The organism is Mycobacterium ulcerans subsp. shinshuense (assembly GCF_002355775.1).
GTDB lineage: Bacteria > Actinomycetota > Actinomycetes > Mycobacteriales > Mycobacteriaceae > Mycobacterium > Mycobacterium marinum.
Genome location: NZ_AP017624.1, coordinates 699223 through 714274, shown reverse-complemented (window position 1 = coordinate 714274; position 15052 = coordinate 699223). Strand labels below are relative to the sequence as shown.

Here is a 15052-nt window from a genome sequence, read left to right as displayed (position 1 = left end):
CTAGGCCTGCCACATCGGGCTGGCGGTCAACACCTCGGGTCCATCGGCGTTGACCAACACCGCTTCGCGGCCAAACACTGCGCCCACCCCCGCCTCCCACACGTAACCCGTCACGGCAAGAACCATTCCCGGCTCCAATCGGTCATTGGCCGCCGTCGCGGGCAGCTGGGCGGAGATGACGGGCGGGTCGAAGCCCATTCCCAGGCCCCGCGCTACCGGCATCGGCGGGGCCGGTTCTCCGGCCTGCCGGTAGGCATTCAGCAATTCGCCGGCCCCCGCACCCGGCTGGCACGCTAAAAGCAGCCCATCCCACAGCTTCGCCCATCGTTGGTACAGCGGCGCGGCGCCCGCAACACCGTCTGCGGGCCAGGTTCGGCCCACCTCGCCGATGTATCCGCCGGCCAGGACCCCCGCGGAGAAGACCACCAAGTCCCCGGACCGGACGCGACGATCGCCGCTGGCCCGCCGCCACGGGTGCTCGCGCGAAGTCACCCACGCCACATCCTGATTGGAGGGAGTGCTGACGCCGCCGGCCAACACCGCTTCCACCAGCACGCCGGCCAGCAGCTGTTCACTGACCCCGGTTCGCAGCTCGGCTACCGCCGCGGCCAGCCCGGACTCGGCGACCGCGATGGCTGCCCGCAGCGCGACCACCTCCTCGTCCGTCTTGATCCGCCGGGCGGCGCGCATCGCGAGCTCGCCGTCGACTAGCTCCGCGTTGGGAAATGCCTGCGGCAGCAGCTGGGCGAAGACCGGTGACAGCGCGTCGGTCCCCACCCGCCGGGCGGTGGCGGCACCGTCGATGCGCTCGAGCACCGAAATGGTGTTCATCGGGTTCCACGAGATGCCATAGAGGTTCTCGTGCGGGATGTCATCGGGAACGCCTTCATCCCAGGTGCTGAGCAGATGAATGGCACCTGTCGCGCGGACCAGGACGCAGGTGGGGCCGAACGGCCTAGTCCCAGCGACCCAAAGTTGTGGAGTGCCCGAGACATAGCGGACGTTGGCCTGCCTACCGAGAACCAGGACATCGAGATCGTGGGCCGCCATCTGCTCGAGCGCACGTTGCCGGCGCCCGCAACGCAGCGCCCGATTGTCGGGCAGTACTTCAGTCGACATAAGGGTCATACGGGTAGTCGGTCAAGCGCGTCGAGCCTTCCTCGGTGATCACCAGCACCTCTTCACTGCGGTAGCCTCCGGTACCGTCTTCCCACACAACTGGCTCGAGCACCAGCACCATGCCCGGCTCCAGCACGAAGTTCTCATCGAACTCGTCACCGAGATCGGTTCCGATCATCGGCATTTCGGCCGCGTTTACACCGATTCCGTGGCCCAGATAGAAGTGCGGCAACCAGGGCCGAGCACCGCCGTTGGCCGCCGTTGCGGCCCTGGCCAACTCGGCTGCCGTCGCGCCGGCGCGGGCCACGGCGACCACGGCGCTCATGATTTCGCGCCACCTGTCGAACTGTTGCTGTTGCCGTGGCTGCGGGTCACGCCCCACGATCCAGGTCCGCCCGAAGTCTGAGCAGTAGCCCTGGTAGGTGATGCTCACGTCGGTCCACAGCACGTCGCCTGCGGCGAGTTCTCGCTCGGTGCTCAGCAGCGGCAGCGCCAAGTCGCCGTGGGTGGTCCACACACCCTCGGCCCTGCTTGCCGGCATGACCTGCCAGATCGGTTCGAGCATGCTGGCGGTGGCACCCAGTTCGAAGGCCCGGCGCAGAAAACGAGCGGATAGCTCGATCTGCCGAATCCCGGGCGCCAGCGCCTCGTGCACTTGCACCATCGCCTCATCGGTGATTCGGACGACGTTGCGGATGCACGCGAGTTCATCTGAGGTCTTGATCACCTTGGCGGCACTCACGACGGCGCTCGCATCGACGGGGGCACCGCTGGGGAACAGCAGCTTTGCGGCTCGTGCCATGGCACCGGTCAACTCGTCGACCGCGATGGTGGCTGCCGGTGGGATCAGCTCCGACAGCAGGCGCGCGAAATTCTCTACTCCTTCGTCGAATTCGAGGTAGACCGGACCGTGCAGGTGATCGGAGGGCAACTCCGACTCCTGGGATGCGCCCTCCCGAAACGGCAGGAACAGGTGCGGCCACGGGTGGCCGGCCAGCACCACCGCCACCGGGCGTTCAACGTAGGACAGCCCGGCATCTCCCAGCGGCCAACTGGCGCCGGTGGCGTAGACGACGGCGCTGTTACCCAACAAGATCATCGCGTCGACGCCGCGATCGGCCATCGCGCGGCGGAGCCTGGCCCCCGTCTCGCGCCGCATCCGGGTCAGGTCCGGCCGCTCCGGAATCTGCATCTCAGGCGAGGGCGGCCGCGCGAACGTCGTCATCAGAAATCCTCAGAGTCCTAGGAATTCGGTGATGTTGCCGCTGACTATCCGGGCGGCATGCTGCGGCCCGACCGCGTCGACGACAGCGGCCAGCGACTTCTCCGAATAGCCGTAGGTGCTCTCATTGTGCGGATAGTCCGAGGACCACATGACCTTGCCGACCCCGATGCGATCGATCAGTTCCAGTCCCAGCGGGTCAACCATGAACGATGCGCTCATGTGCTTGTCCCAGTAGTAGCGAACGTCATGCTCGAGCGGCCGATTGAACATGTGCTGATAGGACGCCACCAAATGCTCACCGTCCTGTAGTGCCCAGGGCATCCAGGCGATGCCGCCTTCGAACCAGCCGACCCGCAAACCCGGATGCTGGTCGAGGATGCCGCCGAAGATGTACTTGGAGAACGTCTCCCGGAATCCGTCGATATTGATCATCATCCCGACGACGACGCTGTTGAACTCACAGGGGCTCTTGGGCGGGGTCTCGCCGATGTGGTGGGTGATCGGCATGCCGGAAGCCTCGATCTCGTCCCAGACTGGCCGCATGGCCGCGCTCGCGTAGTCGTTAGGGTTGCCGTCGTCGTCCTTACCCGGGTTTAGCGGCATCAAAAAAGTCTTGAGTCCAAGCGATTTCAGCTCCTCTAGGGTGCGGCGGGTTCCGTCGGGGTCCCACCAGTTGATCAGCCCGGCACCGTAGAAGTGACCGGCGGAGCGCTCCTGTAGTTCGGCGATGTACTCGTTGTAGATGCGGAATGCGAGTTCCCGAAGCATCTTGTCCGGGTAGTGAAAGAGGGCGAGCACCGCGTTGGGAAACGCGAGCTCCTTGTCGACCCCGTCCTCACGAAGTTCCTGGATCCTCGCCTCGATGTTGGTGCTGGCGGCCCCGGGCAGGTCGTCGTATTGCATGAGGACCGCGCTGAAGTCGCCCGGAAGGAACGACTGGCCCTTGCGCCCGACCTGAAAAGCACCGTCTTCGTACCAGATACGCGGTGCCTTGTCCTTCAGATCGTCCGGGAAGCGCTCATAGAAGATGTCGGCGGCCAGCGATATGTGATTGTCGGCCGAGAACACCACCGTGCCCTCGGGCAGCCCCACATTGATGCCGCTGGCATGTCCCCGGCGATTCTTGGGTGCTCCAAAGCCTTCCGGCGGGTAGAGCGAGACGGAGCTGGTTGGGGCCGACATCATTGATCCTCCATTCGGATCCGGGTTGAGACAGTGGTCACCAGGTCACGGGTAGTTCATAGACCCCATAGGCCAGGCGGTCGTCTTTGAACGAGACGTCTTCGAGCGCAGTGGCCAGCGTCAACGTGGGGATGCGCTGCAAGAGAGTGCGGTAGACAATCTGCAACTCGGTGCGGGCGAGCTGTTGGCCGACGCACTGGTGCCTGCCGTAGCCGAAGGCGACGTTGCGCTCGGCGCCCGCGCGGTGCAGATATAGCCGATCCGGTTCGGTGAACGCGTGCGCATCCCAGTTCGCCGGAGCGAGATCGATGATGATGCCTTCGCCGGCGCGGATGGTTTCTCCGCCAATGTGAATGTCTTCGTGGGCGACCCGGCGCTGCCCGTTTTGAATGATGCTGAGGTAGCGCAGCAGTTCCTCGACCGCATTCGCGACGATCTTGGGGTCGTGGGCATCCCGCAGAATCCCAGCCTGGTCGGGGTTCACCAGCAACGCGAGCACGCCAAGACCGATCATGTTTGCGGTGGTCTCGTGTCCGGCGATCAGCAAGCCGGTGCCCAACTGGGCGGCCTCCTTGACGCTGAGCTCACCGGCCTTGACCCGCTCGGCCAGATCGGAGACCGCGTCTTCGGCCGGGTTCGCCATTTTGGCTTCGACCAGCTCAGCCAGATACTTGTGCAGGCTCATCGCGCCTTTGACGGTGTCCGCACCGGTCGCGTACCGGGCCAGCCCGACATTGGCGTGGTGCTGAAACATCTCGGCGTCCTCGTAGGGCACCCCCAGCAGTTGGCTGATCACCAACGACGGCACCGGCAGGGCCAGTTTGGCGACAAGGTCGGCTGGCTGCGGGCCGGCCAGCATCGCATCGATGTGCTCGTCGATGATCTGCTGGATGGTGGGGCGCAGTGCTTCCACCCTCTTGAAGGTGAACGGTTTCGACAGCATCCGCCGAAATCGGGTGTGCTCCTCTCCGTCGGCGGTGAACACCGACCGGGGACGCTTGTGAACGGTCGACAACATGCCCGCATTCCAGTGCGGGAAGCCCGGCAGCCGATCATCAACGCTTACCCGTGAGTCGGAAAACAGCTCGCGCACTTGCTCATATCCCGTGGTGAGCCACGGTGTGCTGCCGTCCCAGATGCGCACCCTGGTTAGCGGCTTAGCTGCCGCCAGGGACATGACTCCTGGCGGCGGGGCGAACGGACAGCCCGCGGACCGCGACATCGGATAGTCCGGGATTCCCGCCGCCGTCTCGGGGCTGGGGCTTGCGAGCGTGTCGGACACGGTCACTCCTCGATCTTGATTGCCATCGCCGGGCAGGACGCGGCCGCCCTGCGGGCACCTTCGGCGAGCTCAGCGGGCGGATTCGCGTTGAGCAGGACGACCACACCGTCCTCGTCCCGCTGGTCGAATATCTCGGGTGCATTCATCACGCAGTTGCCCGACGATGCGCAGATGTTTTCATCGACAATCACTTTCATCTGCGCCCCTTCTCACTCGCGCGCTGTCACAGGCGCCAGCCATAGGCCAGTTATCGCGTCGATCAGTCCGGTCGCGGCCTCGCGCCAGGAGGGTCGCGGCACCGAGGTGCCCGCGGCAAGCGCACGTTCGAGATCGGCACAGGTGTGCATCAAGAGGTTGCGCGCCATCAGGTTGCGTTCGTAGCGCACGTCGACCGGCAGATCCGGTAGACAGCTGTTGATGCCGTCGATGACCTGAACCAGCGACGGCGAACTCAGCGCATCTTTGACGATGATGTTGTGGTAGGCGGGATCGGTCATCGCCTGCGCGGCAAACCGTGCGTACCAAGTCGGATTACCCAGGACCGCAAGGTGTTCGGTGAGCGGGCAGACCAAACACGCCACCCAATCCCGCATCGTCGCGGCCGCCCCCTTGGCGGCGGCCGCTGCCACCATTTGCTCGCGAAGCCGCTCGATCGGTACGCGATGCTTCTGCTCGATAGCGCGAACCAGATCGGTCTTGGTGCCGAAGTGATACCCCACCGCGGCGTTGTTGCCCTGCCCCGCCGCCTCGCTGACCTGGCGGTTGGAGACCGCGAACACACCGTGCTCGGCGAACAGCCGCTCGGCCGCGACCAGGATCGCCTCTTGTGTGGAGCTGGCCCGTTCACCGCGAACGGCCCTGCCAACGGCGGTCATGATGCCTAGTAAACCGCGCATCGAGGCATTAATTCAAGCGATTGATTTAAATTGCTGGCGCCGGTCGACCCGGGAATCGTCCCGCCGCCCTACCTGCTGCGGCGAATCACCTTGCCCGCCAACGTCCCATCATCCACGGGAAGAACGGTCCCGGTGACATATCGCGACCGTTCACCGGCGAAGTACAACGCCGCTTCGGCGATGTCCTCGGGCGTGCCCTCCCGCTTCAGCGGCCGGTCCTCACGCATGGTCTGGCGAATCTGCGCGGTGAACCGCTCGACTTGCTCTTGATCCAGTCCCGCCGCCGACGAGGCCAACAGCGGGGTGGGGATGTTGCCGGGCGCGATCGCATTGACCCGAATCTCGTAGTGCGCCAGCTCGATCGCCGCCGACTTGGTGAATTGAATCACCGCCGCCTTCGACGCCCGATACGTCATCACTCCCCCGCCTGCCTGAATCCCGCCGATGGAGGTGAGATTGACGATCGATCCTCCGCCGTGGGCGGCCATGTGCCGGGCGGCATCACGGGTGCCAGCCATCACTCCCAGCACGTTGACGGCCATCACGCGGTGGAAATCGGCCAGGTCGTCATCGAGGAATCTGCGGTGCATGGCGCCGGAGACACCGGCATTGTTCACCATCACGTGCAAGCCGCCGAAGTTGTCGACGGCGGCGGCCACCACCGCCGCGACCTGTTCGGGTTGGGAGACGTCGGTCCGACAGAACATGGCATCGGCGCCCAGCGCGGCCGCCAAGGACTCCCCACGCTCCTCTTCGACGTCGGCGATCACAACCGGCGCCCCCTCGGCGATAAACCGCGCCACCGTGGCGCGCCCGATCCCGGAGGCCCCGCCGGTGACAATGGCTATTTTGCCGGCCAATTCGTCGACCACAGAACGAGTTAATCCGCGCGAGCCAGGTTAAGTCAAGCAGTTGATTTAGCTCCCATTGCTGTCACCCGGAGCCGTCATCACCCTGACGCCCCCCGGCGACCCGCGAAAACCACGGACTTTCCCTGTTTCATCGGCCCGAAAACGGAGGATGCTGGATTGAGCAGTTCCATCACGCGGACCGGGAGGGGCTTGACCATGAAGATTCTGGTTATCGGTGGCAGCGGGCTGATCGGATCGCAAGTCGTCGCCCAGTTGACCGGGCTAGCACACCAGGCCGTCGCTGCGTCGCCGCGCTCGGGCGTCAACGCGCTCACCGGCGAGGGGCTGGCCGATGCCGTTGCCGGAGCCGACGCGGTGGTCGACGTCTCCAATTCCCCCTCCTTTGCCGACGACGACGTACTGCATTTCTTCACCACATCGACCAAGAACCTGCGCGCGGCGGAGCAAACAGCGGGTGTGCGCCACCACGTCGCGCTGTCCATCGTGGGCACCGACCGGGTGCCCAACAGCGGCTACTTGCGGGCCAAGTGCGCCCAGGAGAAGCTGATCAAGGAATCGGATCTGCCGTATTCCATTGTGCGGGCCACCCAGTTCTTCGAATTCGTGCTCGGAATTGCCGATTCGGCCACCGATGGTGACACCGTGCGCCTGTCACACACCGCGGCCATCCAGCCGATCGCGGCCAGCGATGTGGCAACCGGCGTCACTCGAGCTGCGATCAGCGATCCGCTCAACGGAACCACCAACATCGCCGGCCCGGACAAGTTCGGCATGGACGACTTCGCCCGCATGGGGCTTGCCGCACATGGCGATTCCCGCCAGGTACGCACCGATCCCAACGCCCGCTACTTCGGCGCGGTGCTCGATGGGCACAGCATCGTCCCCACCGACGACGAGGATGTGACCATCTATCCCACCCACTTCAGTGACTGGCTGGCCGCTGGCTAGACCTGCACACTAGGCCACTGCGGCGGGGCCGACTCGGGGTTCCTGCGCGCGACTAGGCCGCCTGTTGGCAGAGCTGCGCCGGTGGATGACGCCGGCTCAGTCGCTCGGCGCGCGTCGCCTGCCGGTCCAGCTGATACAGGCCGGCCACCGTCGCGAGACCGATCAGAATCAATCCACCCCAGACGATTTCATCGGCGCCAAAACGGTGTGCCACGCTCATCAGCGAGCCCACCGCAAGGTTGCCGACCAGGATTCCGACGCCGACTATCGTGCTGTAGAAGCCATAGTTCGTCGCCACGAGTTTGTCTTCGGCCAGCACCACCACGGTGCGCATTTCGAAGGGAAACAACGCCGCCGAAGCGACAGCGAGCAAACTCGCAGATACCAACAGCGCCGCGACCGCGGCACCGGTGCCGAAACGTTGTGCGTTAGGCACCATCGCAAGCGGCACGAACGCCATGGCCAAGATCGCAGCCCCGACCACCAGGCTGCGACTTACCCTCCAGTGCGCCGCGAACCAGCGGGTGATGCGTAGCTGGCCGGCGATCGCGATCAGCCCGGATACCGCGAACATGGCCGCTACCAAAACAGATTGGTGGCCAGGCGCCAGTAACGATGCCTGTATCGGCAGGGCGAGGTAGACCTGGAACGACAGCACGTAGGCACCCGTCATGGCGGCCGCGAAGCCCAGGAACGAGCGGTTGCGCACAATCGCTTTCCAGCCCTGCAGAATCGACTCGTTCTTGGTGTCAGGGTCGGCCAGGTGCTGGGGCAACGCCATCAGCTGAGCGGCCGTCAAGACCGCAAAGACGGCCGAGGCCCCCAGCACCGTCATCCGGAAATCTAGCGTCAGCAAGGCCAGCCCCACCAGCGGGCCCAGCAGGATCCCGGCCTGATAGAAGATGTTGAACGTCGCAAACGCTTCGAGCTTGCGATCACCGGAGTCCGCGGCCACATAGGCACGCACCGCGGGGTTGAACAGCGCTCCGGCGAAACCCGTTGCCGCCGCGGCAATCAGCACACTAGGCAGCGACTGTGCGACCACCAGTAGCGCAAACCCACCGGTACGGATCAAACAACCGGCAACAATCAGCGGTTTGTAGCCGAACCGGTCGGCCAGCGTCCCACCCACAAAGAACATGCCCTGTTGGGAGAAGTTGCGCACGCCCATCACCAAACCCACCGCCCATGCGGCCAGACCGAGCGGTCCCGCCAGGTAGTCGGCCAGGTATGGCATCAACATATAGAAGCCGACGTTGATGCCGAACTGGTTGATCATCAGCACCCGGCTGGGCCGGTTGAAGCTGCGGAACTGCGCCAGGAAGCCCATCACGCCGCTACCTGGGTCGGGTCGATCACCGTCGCGCTACGCGTCCAACGTTGCACCACCGCGGCCGAGGGAGAGGCGATCACCTCCGGCTCGGTCGCGGGTCGCTGACCAAGCAGCCCGTGCTCGTTGCAGTAGTCGTCGCTGTAGACCGTGTCGAAGTAGCGCTGGGCACCGTCGGGAAACACCGCGGCGATAGTGATGTCCGACGGCAAGGTGCGCGCGGCCCATCCGGCGACCAGAGCGACCGCTCCGACGCTCCATCCGCCGCTGGCGTAGTGGGTAGCCGCCATGGACCGGCACGCCCAGACGGCTTCGGCGGGGGCAACCCAGTGCACTTCATTGAAGGCGCTGTAATCGACGTTGCGTGGAAAGACGCTCGACCCCAGCCCGCGCATCAGCCTGCTCGACGCGGGCTGACCAAAGATTGTGGAGCCGATGGTGTCCACACCGATCAGCCGCATGGCGGGATTGAACTCTCGGAGCACCCGCGCAACACCCGATGAATGGCCGCCAGTTCCCACCGAGCACACCAGCACGTCGACTCGGCCGAGTTGAGCCGCCATCTCGAGCGCCAGCGGCCGGTAGGCGGCGACGTTGTCGGGGTTGCTGGATTGGTTGGGATTCCAGGCACTGGGGTCAGCGGCCAACAACTGCGCAACTCGGTCCTCGCGAGCTTGTTGCCAGCCCCCGACCGGGTGCGGTTCGGTCACCATGTCGACGCGGGCGCCATAGGCGGTCATCATGCGCGTGACGATCAGTTCCTGTCCCGGATCGATGACCAGCGTGACCGGATGGCCGTAGACGGAACCGGCCAGCGCCAGGCCCAACCCCAGCGTGCCGCTCGTTGACTCGACGATGGCCGCTCCGGGGGCCAGATCACCGCGGGCGCGGGCCCGTTCCACCATGTGCATGGCTGGGCGGTCTTTCATGCCGCCGGGGTTGAAGCCTTCCAGCTTGGCCCAGAATCCACGATCGGCGCTGCCGACTGGACTCGCGTCCCCCGACACCCACAGCACCGGGGTGTTGCCGACCATGGCGCCCGGGTGCCGGTTACAACCGGGAATGGGGTGGTATCCCTCGGGAACAACACGGTACCGATCCCGAGTCGGCCGCGGCCGCATCGAGGTCGGGTGTGAGCGGCCGGGAAGCGCTGTGGGTGAAACGTTCAGATTGTCGCCAGCGGAATTTGCTGCGTTTACCAAGGGCAAATTGGGGTTCATTGTCTAGTCGCTTCTGCATTTGGCCGCGATGGCGCTGCGGCAATTTGATGTGGGTCAGCGGTCCCCGGTCCGGGTTTGTCCCCATGACCTGGCGCTGACCAGTCAGCGACGAGCGCGGCAGTACCGGGTCAGCAGATCTTGACCCGCGCGAACATAGACTGGCACCGATGGCGGGCCACGCCCGGCCGGCACCACGAGATAGGTGAGAATGCCCGGAATCCCCGCCGCGGCGGCCACCGGAGCGGATTCGAACGACATCGTGGCCGTCCGGGGCAACACCGCCGTCGCGAATTGTTCCGGGCATGGAGGGGTCGAATTGTCCACGAGGTGCGCGTGGTCGGCGCTAAGCACAAACTCACTACCCACCGATGTTGCCAAGGGGTGATCGGAATGCGCCGGCTGCAAGTGCACCTGCGGCAACCAGCACTGCGCCGCGACCACCGTGGCGGCCCACGCCAAGGCCAGCGCGACGATCGCGGATCGCGTCCACACCACGCGGCGGCCTTTCATGCGGCTCACTATATACCCCCTACTGGTATAGCGTAAAGGGTGGGCTCCGGGTTGCGGGATGCCTGATGTCCTAGCAGGGTAAACAGGGTATATGCGCACTGCCGAATCGAACGAGACGAGGAGCGGTTAATGCCGGTACTGCCAACGGGCGGCCACCCATTCGGGAGCGCACAGCTCAGTAGGCGCGGCTTCATCGGCGCCGGCATCGCCGGCGGGCTGGCGTTGGCCGGTTGCGGCCACTCGCAGACCACGCAGACCGGCGAAACGGCCATGGCCGATGCGATCGCGGCCGCCGAGCGAGCCCGTCCGCACACCGGGCGAACGGTTACCGCCAGCCTCACCCCGCAACAGGCACAGATCGATCTGGGCGGGCCGGTGGTGCAAACGTTGGCCTTCGGCAACACGGTTCCGGGACCGCTGATCCGGGCCAGCGTCGGCGACGAGGTGGTGGTCGCGGTGTCCAACCGGCTCGACCGCGCCACCTCCGTGCACTGGCACGGCATCGCGCTACGCAACGACATGGATGGCGCCGAGCCCGCGACCCCCAACATCGGCGCAGACCAGGACTTCACCTATCGGTTCTCGGTCCCGAATGCGGGCACCTACTGGGCACACCCGCATGTCGGCCTCGAGGACGACCACGGCCTGTACCTGCCGTTCATCGTCGACGATCCGACCGAACCCAACCGCTACGACGCCGAATGGATTGTTGTCCTCGACGACTGGACCGACAGTGTCGGCAAGAGCCCGCAACAGCTTTTCGACGCCTTGGTGGATCCGAACAAGCCCCGCATGCAAGAACTCCCGGGGTCATCGACCGCTCCAAGCACGTCCACCAGTACGACGACCACCACGACAACTCCGACCACCAAAACCAGCACGACAACGACAACCACCGGAACCAGTAAGACATCTCCCACCACAACCACATCGGCGACGGGCAAGCCGGATGAAGAAAGCGGCGAAGTCGGGTCGAGCGACCTGCTCGGCGGAGATGCCGGGGACATCGCCTACCCGTACTACCTGGTCAACGGGCGAATTCCCGCGGCACCCACGTCGTTTAAGGCCAAGCCTGGCCAGCGAATCCGGATCCGCATCATCAACGTCGCCTCCGACACCGCGTTCCGTGTCGCATTGGCCGGGCATACGATGACCGTCACCCACACCGACGGCTACCCGGTGATTCCGACCCAGGTCGACGCGCTGCTGATTGGAATGGCCGAACGCTATGACGTGATCGTCACCGCCGCCGACGGCGTCTTTCCGCTGGTTGCCTCCGCGGAGGGAAAGAACGCGCTGGCGCGTGCCCTGCTGTCCACCGGCTCCGGCACCGCACCGGACCCACAGTTTCGGCCCGCCGAACTCAACAAGCGGGTGGGAACGGTGGAAATGTTCACCGCCACAACGGCTGTCAACCTGGGCCGGCCCGACCCCCAGATGAGCCTGCCGATCACGCTGGGCGGCACGATGGCGAAATACGACTGGACCATCAACGGGGAGCCTTACAGCAAGACGCATCCACTGACCGTGCGCCTCGGCGAACGGCCAACCCTGATGTTCGACAACCCCACGATGATGTACCACCCGATCCACCTGCACGGCCACACATTTCAGATGATCAAACCCGACGGCACGCCCGGGGCACGCAAGGACACCGTTATCGTGCTGCCGGGGCAACAACTGCGGGCGGTGCTGGTTGCGGACAACCCCGGATATTGGGTTCTGCACTGCCACAACAGCTACCACCGTGAGGCCGGCATGATGACGCTGCTGGACTACATCTTCTAAAAGCAGGCCCCGACGCGGCGCCCGGCGGGTTCAACGACTGAGAAAATCCAACATCAGCTCGTTGACGGTACCGGCCTGTTCGATCTGTGGACAGTGCCCGGCACGGTCGACAACCTGCGAGTGTCCGTTCCGGATCTGCCCGGCGATCTGCTCGCCCCAGCCGCTGGGAAGCAGCTTGTCGTTGCGCCCCTCCACCAGCATCGTGGGTACCGTGATGCGGTCATACCGGCGACTGCTGGACGGCGTAGCCGAGGGGGGTGCGCCGGGGCGACGAAAGCGGGCTGCCGCCAAGGCTTCCCACGCCCCCGGCGCGGTACTCGAATCGTATCGGCGCTGCACATAGTCCATGTCGGCCGGATAGCGGGCGTCGTGAAATAGCGCTGCCACGATGCGCCGCATTGCCGGCAGGGTCGCGTCGTAGCTCTGTAGTGCGTCAAAGTGGCTGTTCTGCTGGATCTGCCCGCCGCCGCAGATGAGCGCCATGGTCCGCACAGCCAGCATCGGCGCGTCCGAGGTCGTGTCGGTCAGCAGCATGATGGCCCCCATCGAATTGCCCACGAAGTGCGCGGAGTCAACGCCGAGCACATCGCAGAACCTCGCCACATGGCGAATGCGCATTCCGCGGCCGTCGACGAAATCAACCACCTTGGCCGACTGCCCGAAACCCAGGAGGTCGGGCGCCAGCACCCGAAACCGGCCGCCGAGCACGCCGATGTTGTGTTCCCAGGCAATTTCGGCATTGGCCCCGAACTCGCCGCCGTGCAGCAAGACCACCGGGTCCCCGTCACCGGCCTCCAGATAGCTGGTAGGCAAGCCGTCGACCGCGACCGCGCGACGATGAATCCGCACTACTTTATTGCGATCGGGTTGACCGGCGAGCCTACCGCGCCGACAAATCGCAGCGGCGGCGCAACGAGCTGGAATTCATAAACCCCGTCGGCGGCGCAATCGGCGGCCAGCGCGGTCAGGTCCCAGTACTCGCCGAGCATCAGTCCCATGTCACGCAGGCACAACAGATGCAACGGCAGAAACAGACCATCGACGCCGGATACCGGATCTTCGACTTGCAGATTGTCGGAAGCGACCGCGGCAACCTCGTGATCGTGCAGCCACTGCGCGCATCGCCAATCCAAACCCGAGTAAGGCTCGGTCTTGTTTGCGGTCATGAGAAATCTCGTCCATCAACCAGTCCGGATGAGCACGATGTCGCCGGACTCGATGGTGACGCCCTGAGAGCGCGCCACGTCGTCGAGTTCTTCGGGAGTGATCGGGTTTCCGTGCTCCAAAAAGACCTCGGCTCCGCGATGACGCACCAGGTCGAGCAACACTCCGCGCGAGGTGATGCCTTTGACATCGACCTTGTCGATACCGCAGTGATAGGCGCCCAGGCTGGTCACCGAGTCGGCGGGGAAGCCGTTGTAGAGCTGGTCGTCGTAGTACACGTGGGACAGCGCATCCCACTGGGTGGCCGCCTGTAGCGGCATGATGATCATGTCATCGTTGAAGCGGAATGGGTTGTCGACCAGATACTTGCCCATCTCCCTCGCGGTCGGGTTCTGCTCCCACCCCGGCCCGTACTGTGCCAACGAACTGGCGTCGCCGCCGTCGATCGTCATCAGATGTATTGGATTGTGCCGGAAGCCGAAAGCACCCTGAGGCCCCGATGACCCGAAGTCGACGCCGAGCGCAAACACCTTCCCGTGCCGGACCAAGCTCCCCGCCCGCTGGACCTTCTCGGCGGTGATGAAGTTCAGCGTGCCCAACTCGTCAGCGTCGCCCCACCTCCCCCAGTTGCTGAGCTCCCGTGCCACACGTCGGAACTCAGTCATATCTGCCATCAGGTCCGTCCTTCCCCGAGTTCTCCAGCGATCGATGCCGCCACGTTTCCACCGTCAACCCGTACGACCTGACCCGAAATATAGCTGGCTGCATGACCATTCAGGAACACCAAAACCGAAGCCTGTTCACCCGGAGTTGCGACCCGGCCCAGTGGCTTGGCGATATCGTCGAGAAACTCGGCTCCGTAGGCGGTTGTGAGCTGATCCAGGATCGGCGTCTCGGTCACCCCCGGCCCGGTGCAGTTGATGCGGATGCCCCGCGCACCGAGACCGACCGCACTTCGCATTGTGTAGAGGATCACCGCTTCTTTGGAGAGTTGATAGCCGGCGCCCAGCACCTCCAGGTGGCGTTTGCACCAGTCGATACCCTCGACCATCGTCGTGGTGTTCAACAGCGGCGCCACAGCGCGATGGTGTTCGCGGTAGCCGGCGGCTGCCAGTGACGACACGCTCACAATCGCCGAACCCGGGCCCATCATCGGCAGCAGTGCCTCGGTGAGATGGCGTAACCCCAGGAAGTTGATCGTGACGACCAGCAGCGGGTCACCAATTCCGGACGAAACACCGGCGATGTTGAACAACGCATCGACGGGCCCGCCGATGGCCTCGACGGCTCGATCGATCGACCCGGGGTCGGCGAGATCGATCTGGTGAAACTCGCTGATCTCATATCCGGGTTGGCGCTGGTCGAGTCCGACGACTTGCGCCCCGAGTCCGGTCAGATGATGCACGGCCCGCTCGCCGATGCCCGTTGCGCATCCGGTGACCACGGCACGACGGCCGTCATAGCGCCATAGCGGCTCGATCTGGGCCACCGGCCTTTCCCGATCCGCGTACCGTGC

At 64.8% G+C, this 15052-nt stretch carries 14 protein-coding genes and 1 pseudogene; 2 read left to right on the top strand and 13 right to left on the bottom strand.

The genetic code is table 11. The annotated features are described in order from the left end of the window. The 7 genes from SHTP_RS03400 to SHTP_RS03370 form a co-directional block, all read right to left on the bottom strand. Window positions 1-1119, bottom strand: a complete 1119-nt coding sequence (locus tag SHTP_RS03400; protein WP_096369766.1) for a M24 family metallopeptidase — start codon at window positions 1117-1119, stop codon at window positions 1-3. Continuing rightward, window positions 1109-2344: a M24 family metallopeptidase gene (locus tag SHTP_RS03395; RefSeq protein WP_096369765.1), complete on the bottom strand. Its 1236-nt coding sequence runs from the start codon at window positions 2342-2344 to the stop codon at window positions 1109-1111. The genes SHTP_RS03400 and SHTP_RS03395 overlap by 11 nt, the downstream gene beginning before the upstream one ends. A 9-nt stretch (window positions 2345-2353) precedes the next feature. Beyond that, window positions 2354-3415, bottom strand: coding sequence for an amidohydrolase family protein (locus SHTP_RS03390; RefSeq protein ID WP_172900624.1), 1062 nt, complete (start codon window positions 3413-3415; stop codon window positions 2354-2356). A gap of 148 nt (window positions 3416-3563) precedes the next feature. Continuing rightward, a complete protein-coding gene (locus SHTP_RS03385) occupies window positions 3564-4748 on the bottom strand; it encodes a cytochrome P450 (RefSeq protein WP_420866684.1) in 1185 nt (394 codons plus the stop codon). 62 nt (window positions 4749-4810) lie between these two features. After that, a complete protein-coding gene (locus tag SHTP_RS03380) occupies window positions 4811-5005 on the bottom strand; it encodes a ferredoxin (protein WP_011738685.1) in 195 nt (64 codons plus the stop codon). Between the two features lie 12 nt (window positions 5006-5017). Next, window positions 5018-5683, bottom strand: a complete 666-nt coding sequence (locus SHTP_RS03375) for a TetR/AcrR family transcriptional regulator (RefSeq protein ID WP_096372302.1) — start codon at window positions 5681-5683, stop codon at window positions 5018-5020. 89 nt (window positions 5684-5772) lie between these two features. Next, complete coding sequence (locus SHTP_RS03370; RefSeq protein ID WP_096369763.1) at window positions 5773-6576, bottom strand: SDR family NAD(P)-dependent oxidoreductase; 804 nt, start codon at window positions 6574-6576, stop codon at window positions 5773-5775. Between the two features lie 195 nt (window positions 6577-6771). Between SHTP_RS03370 and SHTP_RS03365 the strand changes: the two genes are divergently transcribed. After that, window positions 6772-7524 carry an SDR family oxidoreductase gene (locus SHTP_RS03365; protein ID WP_096372301.1) on the top strand — a complete coding sequence of 251 codons (753 nt, stop codon included), beginning with the start codon at window positions 6772-6774 and terminating at the stop codon, window positions 7522-7524. Window positions 7525-7576: 52 nt separating this feature from the next. Here SHTP_RS03365 and SHTP_RS03360 read toward each other — a convergent pair whose 3' ends face one another. The 3 genes from SHTP_RS03360 to lpqS form a co-directional block, all read right to left on the bottom strand. Continuing rightward, window positions 7577-8854, bottom strand: coding sequence for an MFS transporter (locus SHTP_RS03360; RefSeq protein ID WP_096369762.1), 1278 nt, complete (start codon window positions 8852-8854; stop codon window positions 7577-7579). Next, window positions 8854-9975: a PLP-dependent cysteine synthase family protein gene (locus tag SHTP_RS03355; RefSeq protein ID WP_096372300.1), complete on the bottom strand. Its 1122-nt coding sequence runs from the start codon at window positions 9973-9975 to the stop codon at window positions 8854-8856. Before SHTP_RS03355 ends, SHTP_RS03360 begins: the two co-directional genes overlap by 1 nt. Before the next feature lie 201 nt (window positions 9976-10176). Beyond that, window positions 10177-10584, bottom strand: coding sequence for a putative copper homeostasis (lipo)protein LpqS (gene lpqS / locus SHTP_RS03350; protein ID WP_276527074.1), 408 nt, complete (start codon window positions 10582-10584; stop codon window positions 10177-10179). Window positions 10585-10713: 129 nt separating this feature from the next. On the opposite strand from lpqS, the gene SHTP_RS03345 reads away from it, so the two are divergent. Next, window positions 10714-12372: a multicopper oxidase family protein gene (locus SHTP_RS03345; RefSeq protein WP_096369761.1), complete on the top strand. Its 1659-nt coding sequence runs from the start codon at window positions 10714-10716 to the stop codon at window positions 12370-12372. 30 nt (window positions 12373-12402) lie between these two features. Here the strand turns inward: SHTP_RS03345 and SHTP_RS03340 are convergent, their stop codons facing one another. From SHTP_RS03340 to SHTP_RS03330, 3 genes and pseudogenes are all read right to left on the bottom strand, one after another. After that, entirely contained in the window at window positions 12403-13221 is an 819-nt protein-coding gene (locus SHTP_RS03340; RefSeq protein WP_096369760.1) for an alpha/beta fold hydrolase, read from the bottom strand. Next, window positions 13221-14210, bottom strand: a pseudogene (locus SHTP_RS03335) (cyclase family protein). The gene SHTP_RS03340 and the pseudogene SHTP_RS03335 overlap by 1 nt, the downstream one beginning before the upstream one ends. Next, window positions 14210-15025, bottom strand: a complete 816-nt coding sequence (locus tag SHTP_RS03330; protein ID WP_096369759.1) for a coniferyl-alcohol dehydrogenase — start codon at window positions 15023-15025, stop codon at window positions 14210-14212. Before SHTP_RS03330 ends, SHTP_RS03335 begins: the two are co-directional and overlap by 1 nt. Between the last annotated feature and the right edge of the window lie 27 nt (window positions 15026-15052).